General features: G+C 61.6%; 18 protein-coding genes. 6 read left to right on the top strand and 12 right to left on the bottom strand.

The features are described from left to right. Positions 1-24: 24 nt before the first annotated feature. Positions 25-645 carry a porin family protein gene (locus EKO19_RS27935; protein WP_157995466.1) on the bottom strand — a complete coding sequence of 207 codons (621 nt, stop codon included), beginning with the start codon at positions 643-645 and terminating at the stop codon, positions 25-27. A 317-nt stretch (positions 646-962) separates the two neighbouring features. Between EKO19_RS27935 and EKO19_RS27930 the strand changes: the two genes are divergently transcribed. Continuing rightward, positions 963-2,297, top strand: a complete 1,335-nt coding sequence (locus EKO19_RS27930; RefSeq protein WP_129780674.1) for a metal-dependent hydrolase family protein — start codon at positions 963-965, stop codon at positions 2,295-2,297. Between the two features lie 21 nt (positions 2,298-2,318). On the opposite strand, the gene EKO19_RS27925 is transcribed toward EKO19_RS27930, so the two are convergent. Together EKO19_RS27925 and EKO19_RS27920 are read right to left on the bottom strand one after the other, a co-directional pair. After that, on the bottom strand, positions 2,319-4,301 hold the full coding sequence (locus tag EKO19_RS27925) for a cytochrome c/FTR1 family iron permease (RefSeq protein WP_217705655.1): 1,983 nt from the start codon (positions 4,299-4,301) through the stop codon (positions 2,319-2,321). 70 nt (positions 4,302-4,371) lie between these two features. Beyond that, positions 4,372-4,758, bottom strand: coding sequence for a potassium-transporting ATPase subunit C (locus tag EKO19_RS27920; RefSeq protein ID WP_281281128.1), 387 nt, complete (start codon positions 4,756-4,758; stop codon positions 4,372-4,374). Between the two features lie 53 nt (positions 4,759-4,811). On the opposite strand from EKO19_RS27920, the gene EKO19_RS27915 reads away from it, so the two are divergent. Next, positions 4,812-5,132 (top strand): EthD family reductase, encoded by a 321-nt coding sequence (locus tag EKO19_RS27915; RefSeq protein WP_129780672.1) that lies wholly within the window; start codon positions 4,812-4,814, stop codon positions 5,130-5,132. 27 nt (positions 5,133-5,159) lie between these two features. Here EKO19_RS27915 and EKO19_RS27910 read toward each other — a convergent pair whose 3' ends face one another. Next, positions 5,160-6,107: an SMP-30/gluconolactonase/LRE family protein gene (locus tag EKO19_RS27910; RefSeq protein ID WP_217705654.1), complete on the bottom strand. Its 948-nt coding sequence runs from the start codon at positions 6,105-6,107 to the stop codon at positions 5,160-5,162. A 193-nt stretch (positions 6,108-6,300) separates the two neighbouring features. On the opposite strand from EKO19_RS27910, the gene EKO19_RS27905 reads away from it, so the two are divergent. After that, a complete protein-coding gene (locus EKO19_RS27905; RefSeq protein WP_129780671.1) occupies positions 6,301-6,825 on the top strand; it encodes a DUF488 domain-containing protein in 525 nt (174 codons plus the stop codon). A 2-nt stretch (positions 6,826-6,827) separates the two neighbouring features. Here EKO19_RS27905 and EKO19_RS27900 read toward each other — a convergent pair whose 3' ends face one another. Both EKO19_RS27900 and EKO19_RS27895 read right to left on the bottom strand, forming a co-directional pair. Continuing rightward, on the bottom strand, positions 6,828-7,484 hold the full coding sequence (locus EKO19_RS27900) for a nucleotidyl transferase AbiEii/AbiGii toxin family protein (protein WP_129780670.1): 657 nt from the start codon (positions 7,482-7,484) through the stop codon (positions 6,828-6,830). Then, a complete protein-coding gene (locus EKO19_RS27895; RefSeq protein WP_129780669.1) occupies positions 7,481-7,984 on the bottom strand; it encodes a helix-turn-helix transcriptional regulator in 504 nt (167 codons plus the stop codon). The genes EKO19_RS27900 and EKO19_RS27895 overlap by 4 nt, the downstream gene beginning before the upstream one ends. 348 nt (positions 7,985-8,332) lie before the next feature. Between EKO19_RS27895 and EKO19_RS27890 the strand changes: the two genes are divergently transcribed. Further along, positions 8,333-8,977, top strand: coding sequence for a hypothetical protein (locus EKO19_RS27890; RefSeq protein ID WP_129780668.1), 645 nt, complete (start codon positions 8,333-8,335; stop codon positions 8,975-8,977). Further along, positions 8,974-9,387: a hypothetical protein gene (locus EKO19_RS27885; RefSeq protein WP_129780667.1), complete on the top strand. Its 414-nt coding sequence runs from the start codon at positions 8,974-8,976 to the stop codon at positions 9,385-9,387. Before EKO19_RS27890 ends, EKO19_RS27885 begins: the two co-directional genes overlap by 4 nt. A 110-nt stretch (positions 9,388-9,497) precedes the next feature. On the opposite strand, the gene EKO19_RS27880 is transcribed toward EKO19_RS27885, so the two are convergent. Next, positions 9,498-10,784: an MFS transporter gene (locus EKO19_RS27880; protein WP_129780666.1), complete on the bottom strand. Its 1,287-nt coding sequence runs from the start codon at positions 10,782-10,784 to the stop codon at positions 9,498-9,500. Between the two features lie 20 nt (positions 10,785-10,804). Between EKO19_RS27880 and EKO19_RS27875 the strand changes: the two genes are divergently transcribed. Then, complete coding sequence (locus EKO19_RS27875) at positions 10,805-11,131, top strand: AraC family ligand binding domain-containing protein (protein ID WP_157995465.1); 327 nt, start codon at positions 10,805-10,807, stop codon at positions 11,129-11,131. Between the two features lie 237 nt (positions 11,132-11,368). Here EKO19_RS27875 and EKO19_RS27870 read toward each other — a convergent pair whose 3' ends face one another. The 5 genes from EKO19_RS27870 to EKO19_RS27850 form a co-directional block, all read right to left on the bottom strand. After that, positions 11,369-12,406 (bottom strand): AraC family transcriptional regulator, encoded by a 1,038-nt coding sequence (locus EKO19_RS27870; protein ID WP_129780664.1) that lies wholly within the window; start codon positions 12,404-12,406, stop codon positions 11,369-11,371. A gap of 89 nt (positions 12,407-12,495) precedes the next feature. After that, positions 12,496-14,292, bottom strand: coding sequence for a flavin-containing monooxygenase (locus tag EKO19_RS27865; RefSeq protein ID WP_217705653.1), 1,797 nt, complete (start codon positions 14,290-14,292; stop codon positions 12,496-12,498). Positions 14,293-14,309: 17 nt separating this feature from the next. Beyond that, entirely contained in the window at positions 14,310-16,400 is a 2,091-nt protein-coding gene (locus tag EKO19_RS27860) for a PQQ-dependent dehydrogenase, methanol/ethanol family (protein ID WP_246038981.1), read from the bottom strand. 11 nt (positions 16,401-16,411) lie between these two features. After that, positions 16,412-16,705 (bottom strand): putative quinol monooxygenase, encoded by a 294-nt coding sequence (locus EKO19_RS27855; protein WP_129780662.1) that lies wholly within the window; start codon positions 16,703-16,705, stop codon positions 16,412-16,414. 9 nt (positions 16,706-16,714) lie between these two features. Next, a complete protein-coding gene (locus EKO19_RS27850; RefSeq protein WP_129780661.1) occupies positions 16,715-18,994 on the bottom strand; it encodes a TonB-dependent receptor in 2,280 nt (759 codons plus the stop codon). Positions 18,995-19,000 lie beyond the last annotated feature (6 nt).

The following is a 19,000-nucleotide window of genomic DNA, read 5'->3' as shown; positions in this document are numbered from 1 at the left end:
CGGGCACGGGCTGATCGACTTCGCTCAGAACTGGAAGCCCACGCCGAACGTCGTCTCGAACGTGTTCAAGGAATCGTCGTAACGATCGATCACCTTGTCGAGATAACGATAGCGCGCGTCCAGGCGCAGCGAGACCGTGTCGGTGATGAAGTACTTCGCGCCGACGCCGGCGTTCAATGTGAAGCCGTTGTCGTCGCTGATGCGCACCGGCCCGCCGCCGTTGACTGTGCCCGTGATCGGACGATCGAGGTCCGCGCTGGCATAGCCGATACCCGCGAGCACATAAGGCACGAAGCGGCTGCCCGGGTTGAAGTGATAAACCGCATCGACATCGAACGTCGTCAGATCCAGATCGATGTCGCGCGTGGACAGACCCGTGACCGAGGTATTGGTCTGACCCAGCGACAATTCAAGGCCCCAGGCGTCGGTAAAGTGGTAACCGTAGCGCAGGCCATAGGTGAGATCGTCATCGAGCTCGGGAGTCCGTCCGTTGATCTTGCGATCGCTCAGATCGTCGCCGAACGCCTCGCCTACATATGCGCCAACTTCCTGGCTGCCCGCGGTCACCTGCGCCATCGCCGGCACAGCCGTGGCGGCAAGTACGCCAGCGGTTGCTAATCCAATCAGTCTTTTGGTCGTCAACATCATCATCTCCTAAACTTTTATTCACCATCGCATTGCTGCGACGTGGGGAGCAGCTTGCGCTCGCCATGCCGGTCGAATAAACCGGCCGGCGCGTAACAACGTGTTGCTTCGAATTCAGCAATGCGCGGGGAACTTGCACCAAGTTGCGCACCCCTCGTCCTATCGGTGCGTGCCAGCAATTGCGCGAACGAGCAATCGGCGCGCATGAATCATGCTGATGCCGCGTCACTCTTAATCTCATTCGCAAAAAAGTGGTTTAGCCCCACGTGTAGGCTCCGTGCGAGCCACTTACCAACAACTGTTTCGAGGACCGCTCGATGACAAGAAACAACAACCCTGGTATCGCGAATGCCGTGAAGAAAGCGCTGCTGTCGCTGACGGCTGTCGCCGCGGCAATGGCTGGCCCGGCGATGGCCAAAGACGTGGTCATTCATGCCGGCACGCTCATCGACGGCATCGCCACCGCACCGAAAAGCAAAGTCTCCATCGTCATCAAGGACCAGCGCATCGTGTCGGTGCAGAATGGTTTCGTGACGCCCGCCGGCGCCGAGGTGATCGATCTTTCCTCGGCTACGGTGCTGCCGGGTTTCATCGAATCTCACGATCACATTTCTTCCAGTGGCGATCGCCGCCCGCTGAATCGTTTCACTCAGAGCGAGGGCGACGCGGTGATTTCCGGCACGCTCAACGCGCGTCGCGAAGTGGAACTGGGATTCACGACGGTGCGCGATCTGGGCTCGGGCCCGCTCACCGCGCCGGCACTGATTCGCGCCATCGAATCGGGCAAGATCGTCGGACCTCGCTTATGGACCGCGCTCGAGCCACTCGGGCCGACCGGCGGACATTCGGATCGCGCCAACGGCCTGCGCCCGGATCTGGTTTTCGAAGGACGCGAAGCATCCATCGTCGACAGCGCGGAACAAGCTCGCGTCAAAGTTCGTGAGCATCGCCGTCGTGGCGCGACGGTCATCAAGATCATGCCGAGCGGCGGCGTCGGCTCCATCGGCGACGATCCGCATCACATGACCATGACCGACGAGGAAATGAAGACCGTCATCGAGACCGCACACGAGCTCGGCCTCAAGGTCGCCGCGCATGCGCACGGCAAGAAGGCCATCGACCACGCCATCCTCGCCGGCGTGGATTCCATCGAGCACGGCACCTACGCCGACGCGGAGAGCTACAAGCTGATGAAACAGCACGGCACGTTCCTGGTGCCGACGCTGCTGGTCGCCGATGCGATCTATCAGACTGCGATCAAAACGCCGGACCTGTTGCCACCGACCGTGGCGGAAAAAGCCATCGCCGTCACGCCAACCATGATCGGCAACGCCGGCCGTGCTTATAAGGCGGGTGTGAAGATCGCGTTCGGCACCGACCAGGGGGCCACGTCGAATCGCAACAAGGCCGAGGAATTCGCGCTGCTCGTGAAAGCAGGCCTGACGCCGATGGATGCGATCTTCACCGCGACTCGTAACGCCGCCGAGCTCGTCGGCAGCCCCGAAGACATCGGTTCGGTACAGGCTGGTCGTTACGCAGACATCGTCGCCGTGCAAGGCGACCCGCTGAATGACATCACGGTGCTCCAGAAAGTTGAGTTCGTGATGAAGGGCGGCGAAGTGATCAAGCGCGACGGCAAGATGCAGCGCTGAGTCGATCCGCGGTGGCGTCGCTCAGTGCGGCGCCATCGCGTCAGTTGACGAGCGCTGCCTCGCTGACCGCGCGTTGTAGGCGAAGCCGACGATTGCAGCGAGCGCCACGATCGCTTGTAACAACAGCGTCTGGACGGAAGGGTACAGGCCCACCAGCTCGATTCGCGGCAGGGGCAATGTCTGGACCGACAATATTCCCGCCTCTTGCAACGCTGCCGCGCCTTTGCCAGCCAGCACCACCGCCAGCACCGCAATGAATATCGAGCTGACCGAGAAGAATTTTGCGATCGGTAACCGCGCGCTGAACTTCAACATCGCGGTCGCGGTGAGCGCCAGCACTGCCGAGCCAGCCACGAATCCCGCCAGAGCCGCGGCTCCATTGCCTTCACTGCCGAGCGCCGCGTAGAACAGAATGGTCTCGAACACTTCTCGATAGACCATCAGGAACGCGAGACCGGCGAGCAACCACGCCGAACGCCCTCGCAGAATCCCGGACAGGTTGTTCTGGAAATAGCGCTGCCAATGGCCGGCGACGCTCTTCTGATGCATCCACAAACCGACGGTCAACAGGATGAACGCGGCGAAGAGCGACGCATATCCTTCGGTAAGCTCACGGCTCGCGCCGCTGATGTCGATCAGATATCTGGCGACGAGCCAGGTGACTCCGCCAGCGACGAGCGCCGAGATCCAACCGCCGTGGACATACGGCATCAATTCCTGCCGGCCCGACTTGCGCAGGAACGCGACGATGGCGACGACCAGCAACAGCGCCTCCAATCCTTCGCGCACCAGAATGGTAAAGCTGGCGATGAATGTCGTCGCCGCACCGGTGTTGCCTTGATCGAGAACGTTGCTCGCATCGTTCAGCACTGCCTCGACCGCCGCGAGCTGCTCCCTCATTTCGGCAGGTGTGGCGCCCCGCTCGATCCGAGCCCGATACTCCGCCATCACGCCTTCAATGCGTCGCAGAACCTTTTCGTCTCGCGCGGCCAGGCGCGGCTCGATGGGCTCGACGCCATCGAGGTACGACGACAATGCCAATCGAGCGGCCTCCTGCTTGTTGCCGGATTCATAGGCCGCGATGCTCTGATGCAGACGAGCGCGCGCCAGCGCCACGCCGGTCTCTTGAACCAGCGCCGATGGCGTCGCACGCAGATAAGCGAGTACGGCCGATGCGCGACTGGCGCCCAAGTCGGTGGAAAGCTCGTTCTCGTTCTGGCGGACCAGCGTTTCGAGATCGGGGATGCGATCACGCAGCGTCGGATCTTGTTTCCAAAGTCTGGCACCGGCCTGACGCGTCGCCTCGGGATAGGCCAGCGTTCCGACGTAGAAGCTCAATGCCCAGCGATCTTCGGGTGACAGCGTCGCGAAGCTCGGCATCGCCGTGCCGCCGACACCTTGGCTGATCGCTTCGAACAAAGAATAAAGGCTGCGCGCACGCGCTCGAGCTGCATCGGTGAAAGCAACCGGCGGCGGATCGAGCTGAGCCGCGGCGGGACCATCGCCATGACCGGCGGCGCCATGACAAGCGCCACACTGTTCTTGATACAGCGCCGCGCCGCGAGCGATATCGGGCACTGCCTTCGGCGCGATCGGCACCGGATAGGCCGCCAGCAATTGATTCGCAAGCGTGTGCGCGAGCTGCGCGACCCTGGCCGCATCCGCCTGTTGAGAAACTGCCGTTTCGAGCAACTGACTCTGCTGGGCAAGTTGCTCGCGGCCGTCACGCGCCGGCAGCGACTTCAAGCGCTCCCGAATCGTCGCCGTGAACTCCCTCATCTCCTTGAATTCACCCGCGTTGGTGACCTGCCCGCCGCTCACGGCACCGGCATAGTCCACCGCGACATAATCAATGAGCTGCCACAGCTGGCGAACCTGCAGGTCGAGCTTGTCATCTTCCGCTGACAACGCCGGGCCCGCGCCAAACATCACCAGCCACGCTATCGAGACCATCACCCACGAGCGCCATTGCCCGTGGGCCGATGAGAATGAGAACCGCTTCATGGTCGCAGGTTAGCGACCGGCGCCCGTCGAATCAAATGAAGAAGGCTACATGGAGCTGGGGCAAATTGACTCAGTGGCTGGCATTCCGGCCATCCAAGGACAGATTCAGCAGCAACACGTTGACCCGGGGCTCACCGAGGACTCCGAACGTCCGGCCCTCCGTTGCCTGTTTCACCAGGGTTCGTCTCTCCGCCTCCGGCCGGTTGCGCAACCGAGCGACCCGAGGAACCTGATACTCCGCGGCCGCCGGTGAGATATGTGGATCGAGTCCACTGCCAGATGCGGTCACCAGGTCGATGAGCACGAGCGACGCCATCTTCACTTCGTAGGCTTCGATCTTCTTGCCCAGATATTCCGGCGTGCGGCCCACCATCAAGCCGGCAATGAACATCGCGACGATGGCGAACGTCAACATTCCATACAAACCGCTGCCGGCGCCGTGGAGATTGAACGACAGGCGGCGCCGGGTGCACGATAGGCCCCTCGCGGCGTCGCTAACGGGAGCAAACGATGATCAAAGTAAGCGTGATGTATCCGAACAAAGCAGGCGCTCGCTTCGACCACGCCTATTACCGGGACAAGCACATGCCGCTGGTGCAGGCCCGCATGGGAGCCGCGTGCCGTTTCTATACCGTGGACAAAGGGTTGGCCGGCGGCGCGCCCGGTGAGCCGCCGACCTATGTGGCGATGTGCCACATCTATTGCGATTCAGTCGAAGCCTTCCAGGCGGGATTCGGCCCGCATGCCAAGGAGATTCTGGCCGACATCCCGAACTACACCGATCTGGCGCCGGTGCTGCAGATCAGTGATGTCGTGGTCGGCCAGCCTTGAGAAACAGGCGGCACGCGCGGCCGAGTGTTACCAGCCTTTGACTTTGGTCCGCAGCCGAACCAGGTTCTTATCCGCGGTGATATACAACGTGCCGCCGTCGTCGCCGAACGTCAGATTGGCGGTCGGCACGCCGGTGGCCAATGTGCCCAGATGTTTGCCGGCCGGCGAATAAACGAGGATGCCGCCCGGCGCGGTTGCCCACAGCGTGCCGTCGCGACTGACTTTCATGCCGTCGGGGAGGCCGGGTTTCTTTTCCTTCGCGGCCGCGGTCACGTCGAAGAAGACTTTGCCAGCGCCGAGCGTGCCGTCGCTCTTGACCGGATACGCCATCACGATCGCCTTGTCCGGATCGGAGTTGGCGACGTAGAGCGTCTGTTCATCCGGTGAGAACGCCAGGCCATTGGGACGGCTCAGCTCGCGGGTCAGCAGCGTCAGCTCGCCACGCGCATTCAATCGATACACACCCTGGAATTCCAGCTCCTTGCGCGGATCGTCCGCGCCTTTCGGCAACCCATACGGCGGATCGGTGAAATAAAGGTCGCCGTTCGACTTGAACACCAGATCGTTGGGGCTGTTGAGACGCTTGCCCTGATAGTTATCGGCCAGCGTCACGAACTTGCCGCCGCTCAGCCGGGCGATACGACGATCGCCGTGCTGACACAGCACGAGCTCGCCGGCCTTGTTGAACGTCAATCCGTTCGAGCCCGGCTCCCGACCCGTGAATGCATCGGCGCCGGTGTAACCGGACGGCTGCAGGAATTTCTTCAAGCCACCGGCTTCGGACCATTCCCAGATCATGTTCCGGGGGATGTCCGAGAACAGCAGACGTTGCCTGGGCGCGTCCCAGATCGGGCCTTCCGACCATTCGAATTTTTTCTCGGCGAGCACTTCGATGACGGCCCCCGGCTCGACCCGCTGGTCGAACGCCGGATCGAGACGCTCGATCTTGCCCAGCACCGGAACCTCTTTCGCCATCACCCCGTCCCCCGACCCGATCCACAGACCAAGCGCCAAGGGTATCGCAAGCACCAAGCGACGCATCATCGACTCGCCCCCTCCTGGTTTGAACGGCAATGATACCGCTACCGGCAGTCATGGGTGCAACGGGATTCCGGCGGGAACCGTCGCGCCCCTGCGCCGTTTGAAATCCGGAGGCGCACGCAAAGAAGTGAAGACCACCGTCTGGACCCTCGGTCATTCCACCCATTCCTGGCCGGAGTTCATCAGCTTGCTGGAAGCCTATGAGCTGCAAGCCGTCGCCGACGTGCGCCGCCTGCCCGGCTCGCGACGCCTGCCACAGTTCGATCAGGACACGATGACCAAAGCGCTGGAACGCAGCGGCATCGCCTATCGATGGTTTCCGAAACTGGGCGGCCGCCGCCGTGCGCACAAGGACTCACCCAATACGGGTTGGCGCAATCTTTCTTTCCGGGGCTACGCGGATTACCTCGCGTCCGAGGAATTCGCTGACGGACTCGCGGAGCTGATCGACCTCGCCAGACAGGAGCGCACGACGCTGATGTGCGCCGAGGCTGTCTGGTGGCGCTGTCACCGCCGCTTGATTGCAGACGTGCTGCTGCTGAAAGGCATCGAGGTAGTTCACATCCTCGACGCCACGCATTCCACACCTCACACGCATACGCCGCCGGCGAAAGTGGTCGGAGGCAAGCTTACTTATCCAGACGAAGAATGATGCTATTCGAGCAACGGCTCGATGATCGATTTCGCCTGCCGCACACATCGATCGAACTCCAATCGCCCACCGATCGCATCGATCTCCGCAAACTGGCGCCGAAGCACGTCCTCCCCTTCGGCCAACGCTTGCATAAATTTCTTGCCATGCCTGGCCATGAACGGTTCAGCCAACTTCAGTTGCGCCGGCTCGGCGGCCGCGACGGCGCACAGGTCGTACAGATCCCGCGCCTTGGCACGATCACCCCTATGCCACATTTTCTTGGCGATGATTTCCGCGGAAGTTTCGACGCGAATCATGCGGCCACGGTATTCGACCATTTCGTACGGGGCTGCAGTCAAGGGCGTGCCGACGACCACATCGATCTCACCCTCCCGAAGAAAAAGCTTGATGAACTCGGCAGCTTCTTCGTAGTCGGTACTGATGCTCTCGGCAACATCGCTGAGCCGTGGATTCACGTAACCGAGGTACTGTGGGTCCGGGACGAACAGATCGATGTCTTTGCTCTGCCGATGCGCGATTCGCAGCATGAGCACCGTGCCTCCGCCGAATGACCAGTGCGCGTCGGAGATCTGTCGCTCCAGGTGCGCCATGAGTTTCAGCGCCCGAGGAAACAATGACGTCCATGCACCCGGCCGGTTCAGGTTGAGCGTGCTCATCCCCAAATATCACGTCGGCTCTTCACCTGGCGTGCCAGATTGCGGTAGTTCTTCCACACAGCTTCACGACTCAACTTCGCCTCATCGTGAAGTTGCTCGGCCACGGCGCCGAGCAAGGAGACCGGTGCATCGTCCAGAAGCGCATGTACGTGCGGGATGTACTTCTCCGGGAGTTCGCCGGAAGCAAGGATGCGTTCCAAAGCTGGTCGTGCAAGCCTCCGCCTGAAGCTCACGCTGGCGGTCGCTGCTGCTCGGGCCAGCGCCGACATTTTTGCCGCCTTGCTGGATCCAGGCCGACCCGCGTCGACACGCAGAACCAGGCCCAGCACGCCGGCCAATCGCTCGGCCTTGTTCAGCCCCAGATCCGGAGCAGCGCCGGTCTCGATCTGATTGACCGTCTGACGAGAGAGGCCACTGAGCGCGGCAACCTGGGCCTGACTCAAGCCCATGTCGGTTCTTCGCGCGCGCAGCGCATGCCCCAATTCGTGGATTGCACCCATGAAGCCATCATAGGCCCGCCGCCGTCAATGTCAAATATATGCGACATCTGTCGCGGCTTGAATTGGCTGCGAGTCCACCAATGGCACTGGACCTCAACAATCGACCGATTTACGCCGGCTCGTTCATCAAGACTCTACTTCCAACGTTGTGTCTGAGCTTTTTCATCGTGCCGAGTGACACTACAGAGGGGCTTCGCAACCACGCGAATGGAAAGCGATGCTCAGGCACGGTTGCTGGCAACTCGCCGTAGCGGCGAGCAGGCTGAGCCCCGACAACCAGGATGATATGCACTGCAGGGGCCAACTCTTTGGCATGGACCGATCAATCGAGTCGAGGCAGCTCAAGTAATGACACATCCTGACAGCAATACGAGATCCGCACTGCAGGAAGCAGCCGGTTATTACCTGTCGCTCTCGGACCCGAGCACTACCGAACATGAGCGGGAGCAGGCCATTGCCTGGCTAAAGGGAAGCCCCGAGAATGTGGCAGAAATCCTAAAGATCGTGGAAATAAATGAGCTCTATCGGAAGAGCGCAATATGGTCCACCTTGCAGGAAGCTCCGGGTCGCGCGCCCCCCCAACAGCAGCCACGATCACAGTCTAAGCCGTACGCGCCTATTTCAACTGCATATCTTCAACACCTGAAGGCCGCACACCTTCTTTGCAAGTGGGCTCTGAGCCTGACAGGTTTTGGGTTTGTCGCAGCAGCGTTCCTGATGGGCAAAGTAGAACTGGTCGCTCTATCTGTCACCCCGCTAACGCTGTTGGGCTTATTCAGCATGAAAGAACGGATATTGGAATATCGCATTTCACGTGGCTTCTACGGCAGCAACACGGCCGAGGCGCGCGACTTGATTCAATTCATTATCGAGCACGGCGACCGTATTGATTTCAACGATGGTAGCGGCCTGCGCCGTCCATCTCTGGTCTCGTATCCCGATGACTGTGCTGCCCGTCGGACGCGAGTTCCCGCGGGAGCAACTGCGAAATGAATCCAAACTTACTGGATCGCGTGTCGCTGTGGGTTGATCGCTGCATCGACGTGATACTTATGAAGTATCCCGCTCGCACTGGACTCGGCGTCATTCTAGGCATGGCACTGCATTTCGTCGCCGAACGTCTGCATCCCGCCCTTGAGGCATTTCGCTTCGTCGATTTCAATGATGTTACATGGTGGCAATGGCTGGCGCCCGGTCTCATAATCATGCATCTACCGACGATAGCGCTGCTCTTCAAACAGCCATCAATTGGAAATCCCCAGATCGATCAGGCATTGGAGCTTATCGAGCGCGGAAATTTCTCTCCAACCGAGAGACGTCGCCAGTATCGCCGCCTCATCGATAATGTCGTTGGTCAGACCATCGAAGCGAGAGAGTCTCAGGGAAAGGTACGAACGGGCTGAAAGACTGCAACACCAACATCGCAGCTACGCGCAATCCCATTGTCGCGCTGTACGTGCGAAGAGAAACATAGAAACGCCTTCATAGGGCAGTCGGTCCGCTCGCAGGCGTTTCACTCCGCCGGCTGCTCCACCGGCTTGTACCCCGGCGCCAGCCAATGCACGACCAGCAGCGCCAGCAAGTAAACCGAGCCGCAAACCATGAAGATCGGCGTGTAGTCGCCGACGGTCTGCAACACCTGGCCGACGAACTGAGCAAACAACATTCCACCGACACCGCCCAACATGCCGCCGATGCCGATGACCGTGCCCACTGCGGAACGCGGAAAAACGTCACCCGGCAGCGTATATAGATTCGCGGAGAAACCTTGATGGGCAGCGGTCGCCAGGCTGATGAGTGCGACGGCCGCCCACAAGCTCTCGACCTTGGTAGCGAACACGATCGGCAAGGCGCAAAGCGCGCACACCAGCATTGCCGTCTTACGTGCGCTGGCCAACGATCGACCTCGCGACAAGAGTCGCGATGACAACCAGCCACCGGCGACCGAACCTACGTCGGAGGCGAGATACACTGCCACGATGGGAATACCGAAGGATTTGAGATCGAGGCCGCGCGTGCGAGACAGGAAGTCCGGCAGCCAGAATAGAAACATCCACCACACCGGATCGATCAGGAACTTGCCGAGCGCATAGGCCCAGGTCTGGCGCATGCGTAGCACGGCCATGAACGGCATCTTGGCACCGGCGGCATCGGGCGGATCGCTTTCGATCAGCGCCAGCTCCGCCGCATTCACATTTTTATTTTCACGAGGCGCCGTGTACAGCAGCCACCACGCCGGCAGCCACAGCAGCGTGGCCACGCCGACGATCACGAAGCTCGCGCGCCAGCCCATCGCCAGATCGACCACGATGAAGGGCACCAGCAACGGCGTCACGATCGCGCCGATATTGGTGCCGGCGTTGAAGACACCGGTAGCAAGCGCCCGCTCTTTTTTCGGAAACCACTCGGTGACAGCCTTGATGCTGGCGGGGAAACCGCCACCCTCGCCGATGCCGAGCAGGACGCGCACCATGATGAAGTGCGTGATGTTACGAGCGGCCGCGTGCGAGATGTGCGCGAGCGTCCAGATCGTGAACGCGATCCCCAGGCCCCACTTCGCGCCGATGCGATCGACGAAGCGGCCGAAGAACAGATACGACAACGCATATGCCGCCTGGAACCAGGTGACGATGTTGGCGTAGTCACGCTCGCTCCAGCCGAACTCCGGCTGCAGATAACCGGGCTTCAACACACCGATCATCTGACGATCGACGTAGTTGATGACCATCGCCAGGAACAACAGCGCGACCACCACCCATCGATAGCGTCCCGGACCGAACGCCGACTGCTTTTCAGACATTCCTGATCCCCTGCCTGCCCTTGCCAAAATCCGCGTCGCTCAGCGCGCCGCCGGCGCGCTGTTGCTCTCGACCAGTTCGTCAATGTGGAACCGCCGGCCGCGCCAATGGCTGGCGCATCGAGCCCCACAGCCATCCGCAATTCGGTCAAATCGTATTCGTGCGCGGCGGTGCTGGGCTCATGACGGTCGCAACCGATCGCCGGCCGTTCAGCAGCCCGAGCGTGCTGATCGTGCCAGTCAACACGGTGCACGGCTTCGAATATGGCATGGATTCGGACGGCTGGGTACTCACCGTCGCCGAACCCTGCCTGCGAACTTGCTGGACCGGATCGAAGTCATCCGGGTGATGGTCGGCCGGCATCATGATCGCCGCAGGCATCACGATCCATGCTAATACGGCATGGATCGATGCCACAAACGTGGCCTCCCAGGCCGGTGGCATTGCGTGGCATTCCGGTCAGTGGCATCAAGTTCTGCGCGCCGACCCGGTTATCCCGCCGCGTATTGTTGAATCCCGGGCGCTCGCCATGAATCCGATGCGACAGGCCAGCGACCTGCCTCACGAATCGGCGGATCAGCTCCGATCAGACGATGCGGACTCGATTCTCCTGAGCCGGCGAGGACTGCGAGCGTGCCGACATGGATCGCTGCCAGGTCCCCACGGACTCTCCGGTCCACTCACGGAAGGCACGCCTGAAGCTACCGACATCCTTGAAGCCCAGCATGTAGGCGATCTCTTTGACGTTCGGGCGCTTCTCTCGCAACAGCAGCTTCGCGTGACGAATGCGATAGCGTTTGACGAGCTCCTGATAGCCGATGCCCGCGGCGCTCAATTCGCGTTGCAGGGAACGGATGCTGGTGCCGAGCGCCGACGCCATTTCTTCCAGCGACGGGATGCTGCCCACCGAGGCGCGCATCAGATCTTCGAGTCGTTCGCAGGTCGAGCGCGTGCTGGTCAACTCGGCGAGAAACTCGTCGCATTGGCGCAGAAACATTTCGCTCACGTCCACATCCGAGGACGGGATCGGCCGGTCCAGATCGCGTCGCTTGCCGTAGTACGTGGTGGACTCCTGGTTGAAACGGACATTCCGGGTGCGGAAGATGCCGTACGCCCCTTTGGTCGCGGGACGCTCCGAGGAGAAGTCGATCGCGAGCGTGCCGGGAGGACTGTCGGTGAGCTCTTCGATCACGGGCTCGAGCGCCGCGATCGACGTCTCGACACAAAAGTGCTGAGCCGCGGTCGACATCCGGCAGCGAGGCCGGAAATCCATGCGCCACTCATCGCCGTGCTCGCTGATCGAGGTGATGATCGGGTCGCCGGACACCAGGTAGTAGCGACTCCAGTAATCGAACGCGTGCCGCAACGTGGGCATGCTCATCGTGGCGAAGCCCACGATGCCATAGTTGCGCACTTTCGATTCGTAGCCGGCCCGGATCGCGAACCCGGGCGGCGTGCGACGGGCCAGGTAATCGAACAGCAAGGCAATGGTGTCCAGATCGAGTGGCTGCAGCGACTCGATCTCCCGCCAGCTGATACCGCTGCCATCGAGAATCTCGTCCGGGCAATAGCCGGCTTGCTGGGCTTGCAACAGGTGCGTGCGCAGCTTCGACGGTCTGAACATGGGCCAAGCTCCCCCGTGCTGTCGGGCGTCGTTGTGGTGTCATCACGACTTTGCGCGACATTTGAGCAACCCGCTTGGCACCCTGTCAATCAACCGGCGGCGGGCGACAACTCCAGTCCGGCCAGGTCGGCTTTTTGTCGCCAATTGTCAAGCACACGAATGTAGGCCATGGGTCCGGGAGCGTAGAAATCGTTGAGCGCCACGTGGCGCGGGCGCTGGCCCTCGTAGTTGTAGTACCCCGGGGTGCAGGTTTCGAGAAACGCCTGTCGGGCGGCGGCGCCGTCGGCAATCTGCTGGACCCACTCGTTCTGCGCTTCGAGCGTCGGTTGCAGTGTCGCCACATCGCGCCGTAACGCTTCGGTGATCATGTGCACGATGGTCTTGGTCTGTTCATCGGCGATGTGCACGTAGTTCACCGCCGCCCCCGCCTGCGCGATGCTCACCATGAAGAAGTTCGGAAAGCCGCGGGTCATGATGCCGTAGAGCGTTCGACGGCCCTGCTCCCAATGCTTGGAGAGCGTCACCGCGCCCGGGCCGGTCACTTCCATGCCCGCTTCACGGCAGTACTCGGTCAGAAAGTCGAAGCCCGTCGCGAAGATCAGGCAGTCGAGCGGATATTCCCGCCCCTGCACGACCACGCCGCGCGCGGTAATCCGTTCGACACCTTTGCCCTGCGTGTCGATCAGCGACACATTGGGGCGATTGAAGGCCTCGAGATACTCGTCATGAAAGCACGGCCGCTTGCAGAAGTAATGGAAGTAAGGCTTGAGCGCTTCAGCGGTGGCCTTGTCCTTCACGATCGCCTCGACGCGCCGGCGCACGCCTTCCATCTTGCTCATTTCCGCGAGCTTCACTGCGTCCGCATCCGCAACGGGCGTGCCATTCTCGAGACGAGGCATCACATTGCGAATGATGTCCGTCCAGCTGTCCTGCACGAGATCGACGGGCACATACTCTCCACCGACGAGCGCGGTGAAGTTGTCACGGCGTTCGCGCTGCCAGCCGGGTTGGAACGTTTCCATCAATCGTGGATCGGTCGGTCCGTTATTACGGACATCGACGGAGGATGGCGTGCGCTGAAACACATAGAGGTGTCCAGCCGCGGCGGCGAGTTGCGGAATGACCTGAATGCCGGTCGAGCCGGTGCCGATGATGCCGACTCGCTTGTTCGCAAGGCCGGTCATATTGCCGCGCTCATCGCCGCCCGTGTAACCGTAGTCCCAGCGGCTGGTGTGGAAGGCATGACCTTCGAAATCTTCGATGCCGGGAATGCCGGGCAGCTTCGGATTGCTGAGCAAGCCGGTGCAGGACACGACGAAGCGCGCGGAAATCGAGTCGCCTCGATCGGTGCGAACGTCCCAGCGTCCTCGTTGCTCATCCCACTGCACGCTCGACACTTGCGTCTGGAATAGCGCGGACGGATAGAGATCGAAGCGCTCGGCGAGCTTGTGACAGTGCTCGCGGATTTCGGGCGCGTTGGGATAGCGCTGCGAGGGCAGATAGCCCAGCTCTTCGAGCATCGGCAAGTAGATGTACGACTCAACGTCGCAGGCGGCACCCGGATAGCGATTCCAATACCAGGTGCCGCCAAAGTCGGCGCCCTTCTCCACGATCCGGATTCGCTTCACGCCACGCTCGCGCAGCCGGCCGCCCGCCAGCAAGCCCGCGAAGCCGCCGCCGATGATCAATACATCGACGTCTTCTTTCAAAGCGTCGCGCTTGAAGTCCGGGTTGGCATGCGGATCCTTGGCAAAGTCCGCGAAGCGTCCCTGCAGCGCTTGAAACTGCGCCATCGCATCGGTGCGCCGACGCTTCTCGCGCTCCTCGGCGTATTTCCGCTCCAGCGCGTCGACATCGATGCCGATGTTCTCCGAACTGGAACTCACGTCGCTACCTCGATCGCTCACGGCTGCGTCGCAGTCGGTTGCTGGGCCGATACGCTCGCGGCGATCTTCGCCTTCAACGCAATGTAGGAGCGAATGTCCTCAACTTGCTCCGGCGACAGCCAGCGAGAGAACCCGATCATGCCTCTCGATTCGAGCGCGCCGTCTCTCACGATCGCGCGCCACGCGTCGCGACTGGCCAGTGCGCCGGAGCGACGCAGGTCCGGAAGCACGCCCGCCGATTGAGCGCCGGCGCCGTGGCAGCGATAGCAGTTCTGGGTGTAGAGCAGTCGGCCGCTGTTCACTTGCGTGTCGGTGAAACGTTCCGTCGGCGGATTCAACGGTGCAATCCCACCCTCGACCTTGGGCAATTGCGCCTGACCCTCGAGACGAAACGCCAGCACGCGACCATTGGGCCGGAACGTCGGCTTCTCCGCGCCTTCGCCGATACCGAAGCCGCCGCCGTAGCCGGCCACGACCGCGACGTACTGGGTGCCACCGATCTCATAGCTCACCGGGCCGGCGATGATTCCGTCCTGAGCCTGGAAATTCCACAGCAATTGACCGTCGTTGGCGCGACGAGCTTCGAAGCGTCCGGCGCCCGTGCCTTGGAACACCAGATTGCCCGCCGTGGCCAACACGCCGCCGTTCTGCAAACTGTCGTGCGCGATCGACCAGACTTCTTTTTGCGCGACCGGATCCCACGCGACCAGGCGGCCCTGGAAACTCGACGTCGCATTCTTCAATTCGAGCGGATCGTCCGGCGGCGTTTGCAGCTCCGAACTGATCGCCGTATTCCACGTGCCCGGTCGGAACGTGAACATCGGATCGTTGCCGTACATCATCACGAACTGATACGTCGGCAGGTAGACGATCTGAGTGCGTGGATCGAACGCCATCGGATGCCAGCTGTGTCCGCCGAGCGCCGACGGATACATGGCGAAGGGCTTCTCGTCGTAGCGGGCGGCTGGATTCTCGATGGGGCGACCGGTGGTCAGGTCGATGCCACTTGCCCAATTCACCGACACATAATTCCTGGCGGAAACCAGTTTTCCGCTGACCCGATCGATGACATAGAAAAAGCCGTTCTTCGGTGCCTGCATCAACACCTTGCGGTCGCGGCCTTCGAGCTTCAGCGTCGCGAGGATGATGGGCTGCGTGGCGGTGAAGTCCCAGCTCTCAGCGGGCGTTTGCTGGTAATGCCACTTGTACGCGCCGGTGTTTGGATCGAGCGCAACCACCGACGACAGAAACAAATTGTCGCCCTTGCCCTCCGAGCGCACTTTGTGATTCCACGGACTGCCGTTGCCGACGCCGATGTAGAGTTGATCGAGCTCCGGGTCGTAAACGATGGCGTCCCACACAGTGCCGCCGCCGCCATAGTCATACCAGCGGCCATTCCAGGTGCTCAGTGCCGCCTTCTTCAGAATGGCATCGGACGCGGCGCCGTCGGGAGGCGCTTTCGGATCGCCGGGCACGGTATAGAAACGCCACAGCTGTTTGCCCGTGGCGATCGAGTACGCAGTGACATAGCCGCGCACGCCGTATTCGGCACCGGCATTGCCGATGATCACTTTGTCTTTCACGACGCGTGGGGCGCCGGTGATCGTGTACGGCTTCGCGGGATCGGTGGTCTGCGCGGACCAAGCCGGCTTGCCCGTCTTCGCATCGAGCGCGATCAATCGGCCATCGAGCGCAGCCAGGAACACGCGCCCGTTTGCCACGGCCACACCGCGGGTAACGACGTCACAACAAGCATCGAATCCGACCTTGCCCGCGATCTTGGGATCGTAGCGCCACAGCTCACGGCCGGTGACTGCATCGATCGCATACACGCGCGACCACGCAGTCGATACATACATCACACCGCCGGTCACGATGGGCGTGGCTTCCTGCCCTCGATTCGAATCGAACTCGACCGACCACGCGAGACCGAGCTTGCCGACGTTGTCGGCATTGATCTGCTTGATCGGACTGAAGCGCTGTTCGAGATCGGTCCCACCATGGACGGGCCAATCGACCGACGGTTGATCGGCGTGTGCGCTGGTTGCGAGCCACAGGCTCAACAGCGCGACGCCGCCGGAAAGAGTACGGACGCGGGATATCGGCATGGCGGAGATCATCAATAGCGGTGCTGAAAGGGCCGCACTTCCGGAGGCTCGCTGACCAGCTCGTCGAGCTGCTGTAGAAAGCGCGCGACGTAGGGTTGTTTCATGTGGCTGTCGAACGCCGCCTGCCCGGCCCAGCGTTCGTACACCATCCAGGTATTCGGCTCGTCGCCCGATTGGTTCAATTCACAGATCGCGCAGCCTGGCTCCTGACGCGTCGGCTTCACGAGTTCCCGCAAGGCCGCGCCGAGCTGATCGGATTTGCCAGCGCGGGCTTTCAGCAGAACGATGTTCGATAGATCCGTCATGGCACGATCTCAGAATTCCGTGCGAATGGCGATGCCGTAGGTGCGCGGCATGCCGAACGTGGCGGATTCCACCGAGAAATTCTGCGCGCCCGCCGAGCCGCCGGTGTAGTACAGCTTCTCGGTCAGGTTCTTGCCGTACAGGCTGACCTTGATCCGGCTGCCGAACATCTCGGCCCAATCGATGCGCATGTTCAACAGCGTGTACGAGGGCAGCTTGGTGCCAGGCTGAATCGTGCCGCCGAGATTTGAGAAATAGAACGACGACTGGTTGTAAACATCGACGTGATAGCTGAGCGAGCCTTTGTCGTTCGGCAGGTGCCAGGTCGCATCGGCATAGATCGAGCTGGAGAACTCCGGCACGTCGCCGAACGGACCGTAGGTCACCGTGCTGCCGAACAGACGCGAATCCGCGTCGGTGAACTCGGCATTGGTATAGGTGACCGAACCGCCCAGACGCAGCCAGTCGAGTGCGTGCACATCCACGTCCGTCTCGACGCCCCAGATCTCGGTCTTCGGCACGTTGATGGTGGCGGACGACGCCGTGCCGCCGATCACGACATAGGCCGTCTTCTGAATGTCCTTCACCCAGCTCTTGTACACGGCGAGGTTGGCACGCACCGGCACGTCGGCAATGCCGCCGTCGAACTTGACGCCGCCTTCCAGGTCACGCACTTCTTCCGGCTCGAAGTAGTTGCCGCCCGGATCGTTGGCCGCGGTCAGCGGCGTTGCGGTCGGCGGATTGAACGGATTGAAACCGCCGCGACGCCAGCTGCCGCGCGTCGTTGCATAGACCAGCACATCGGGGTTGATGCGATAGTCGAGCGACACGGTCCAGCTCGGATCTTCCTGCGTCACTTCCTGCGGATTGCCCGCGCCGAACAGCGAGCGGGCGTCCTGCCGCATCGTGATCTTCTCCGACGTGTAGCGGCCACCGAGCGTGAAATTCAACCGGTCGGTGAGCTTGTACGTGCCCTGCGCGAAACCTGCGTAAGTTTCGTTGCCGGTGGTGGCGTTATAAGCCACGGCGACGTTCGCGGCCCCGAGCCACAGCGGCGAGAAGTACGTTTCCTTCGAGTCGAGATAGAACACACCGACCAGATATTCCAGCCGCTCATCGAACGCCGTGCCCTGCAGCTGCAGCTCGTCCGAATATGTTTTGGTGGTGCTGGTTTCGATCGGCAGCTCGCCGCCGGTCAGCGGCGCGCTCGGCGAGTACTGCTGGATGAACGGATACGGCGAGTAGTCCGTGTCGTAGCTGATGGCGTTCTTCGAGTACGAGTAACCGAAGATGTTCTTGATCGAAACCTTGGGCGACACTTCCAGCGTGGTCTTGTTGATGACCATGTCGCTGTTGGCTTCGTGCGTGAAGTCGCCGTTCTGATTGATGACGTACTTGCCTTGCGAACGCTGGAACTCCGGCAACGATTGGAAGCCGCCCGGGTAGACGTAGCCGTTCGGGTAGCCGGGGAACAGCGCGCCGCTCAACAGATCGTTGAAGAACGGCTGGTTGGCCGGCGAATAGGTGCACGAGTTGAAGCCGGACGGCTCACCGCACGGAATCGTGTAATACGCCGTGTTCGGCGCATTGGTGCCGGTCGTCTTGCCCAGCTGCACCGTCGTCACGTTGCTCAAGCCATCGAACGGCCGCGCATCGATAGTGATGCGACCCGAGCGTTCCTGCTTGTCGCCCAGCTTCTGGTTGTCGTAGAGATTGCGCACAAAGGCGCCGCCCGACGTCACCGTGCCGGCGAAACGCACCAGCAACTTGTCGGCGACCAGCGGCGCGTCGAGTGCTGCTTCGCTGATCATGCGATCGAAATTGCCGTACTGAACCGACGCGTACCCGCCGAACTCACTGCCGGGCGTCGCCGTCTGGAACAGCACCGCGCCACCGGTCGAGTTGCGACCGAACAGCGTGCCTTGCGGACCTTTCACAGCCTGCACGCTCTGCAGATCGTAGAACGGCGTGGACGACATCACCGGAAACGGCACTTCGTTGATGTACGGCTGCACACCCGGCGGCGAACCGGAGTACGCGTCGACCGACTCGCCTCGAATCACGTAGTTCAGCTGATTGCTGTTGTTCGACGAACGCACGACGACGCCCGGCATGGCCAGCTGCAGGTCGGCCTCAGTCTTGATCCCTCGCGTCTCCAGCGCGGCCGCGCTCAACACGGAAACCGCCACCGGCACATCCGCCAGCGCTTCCGCCCGGCGCCGGGCCGTCACGACGACCTGCTCCAGTTCCCCGCCGCTATCGACCGCCGCGCCCGCAGTCTCCTGGGCCATGACCGC

This window comes from Peristeroidobacter soli (assembly GCF_004138485.1).
GTDB classification, from domain to species: domain Bacteria; phylum Pseudomonadota; class Gammaproteobacteria; order Steroidobacterales; family Steroidobacteraceae; genus Steroidobacter; species Steroidobacter soli.
This window is presented reverse-complemented; position numbering and strand designations above follow the sequence as displayed.

Excerpts from the sequence above, each read along its gene's own strand:
- EKO19_RS27895 (WP_129780669.1), bottom strand. The coding sequence starts at position 7,984 with ATGGGTGCAATCCACGAATTGGGGCATGCGCTGCGCGCGCGAAGAACC.
- EKO19_RS27930 (WP_129780674.1), top strand. The coding sequence starts at position 963 with ATGACAAGAAACAACAACCCTGGTATCGCGAATGCCGTGAAGAAAGCG.
- EKO19_RS27925 (WP_217705655.1), bottom strand. The coding sequence starts at position 4,301 with ATGAAGCGGTTCTCATTCTCATCGGCCCACGGGCAATGGCGCTCGTGG.
- EKO19_RS27915 (WP_129780672.1), top strand. The coding sequence starts at position 4,812 with ATGATCAAAGTAAGCGTGATGTATCCGAACAAAGCAGGCGCTCGCTTC.
- EKO19_RS27890 (WP_129780668.1), top strand. The coding sequence starts at position 8,333 with ATGACACATCCTGACAGCAATACGAGATCCGCACTGCAGGAAGCAGCC.
- EKO19_RS27870 (WP_129780664.1), bottom strand. The coding sequence starts at position 12,406 with ATGTTCAGACCGTCGAAGCTGCGCACGCACCTGTTGCAAGCCCAGCAA.
- EKO19_RS27935 (WP_157995466.1), bottom strand. The coding sequence starts at position 645 with ATGTTGACGACCAAAAGACTGATTGGATTAGCAACCGCTGGCGTACTT.
- EKO19_RS27855 (WP_129780662.1), bottom strand. The coding sequence starts at position 16,705 with ATGACGGATCTATCGAACATCGTTCTGCTGAAAGCCCGCGCTGGCAAA.
- EKO19_RS27910 (WP_217705654.1), bottom strand. The coding sequence starts at position 6,107 with ATGGCGAAAGAGGTTCCGGTGCTGGGCAAGATCGAGCGTCTCGATCCG.
- EKO19_RS27850 (WP_129780661.1), bottom strand. The coding sequence starts at position 18,994 with ATGGCCCAGGAGACTGCGGGCGCGGCGGTCGATAGCGGCGGGGAACTG.
- EKO19_RS27880 (WP_129780666.1), bottom strand. The coding sequence starts at position 10,784 with ATGTCTGAAAAGCAGTCGGCGTTCGGTCCGGGACGCTATCGATGGGTG.
- EKO19_RS27860 (WP_246038981.1), bottom strand. The coding sequence starts at position 16,400 with ATGCCGATATCCCGCGTCCGTACTCTTTCCGGCGGCGTCGCGCTGTTG.
- EKO19_RS27885 (WP_129780667.1), top strand. The coding sequence starts at position 8,974 with ATGAATCCAAACTTACTGGATCGCGTGTCGCTGTGGGTTGATCGCTGC.
- EKO19_RS27900 (WP_129780670.1), bottom strand. The coding sequence starts at position 7,484 with ATGAGCACGCTCAACCTGAACCGGCCGGGTGCATGGACGTCATTGTTT.